The organism is Flavobacterium polysaccharolyticum (assembly GCF_038739875.1).
Lineage (GTDB): Bacteria > Bacteroidota > Bacteroidia > Flavobacteriales > Flavobacteriaceae > Flavobacterium > Flavobacterium polysaccharolyticum.
In genome coordinates, this window is the sequence record NZ_JBCGDP010000094.1 from 1 (window position 1) to 294 (window position 294).

The window sequence follows — 294 nt, forward strand, 5'->3', positions numbered from 1 at the left end:
TGTCATCTTTCCTTTGTTGTCAATTTTTGAGGTAAAACTCAATGGAGAAGGTGTTTGTGGAATGGTTGTAGAACCAGTCATTGCAATGGTTTTTACCGTGGCCACGGCTTTGTCTCCACCAATAGCTTTGATATAGTTTTCTAAAACGCTTTTGGCGGTAACTCCAGCTGGAATTTCTGTTTTGGTTACTGGTTTTTCTACTGGATTGCCGTATTTGTCAAAAAAGTATAATGGTAGTTTTAGTTTTTCTAAACCAGGTGTTATCTCACTTGCTTTTCCAACGATTACAATTCG

1 pseudogene is annotated in these 294 nt (G+C 37.8%); it reads right to left on the reverse strand.

The window, feature by feature from the left end:
* Positions 1-294 (reverse strand): annotated as a pseudogene (locus WFZ86_RS20230) (insulinase family protein); the annotation flags it as partial.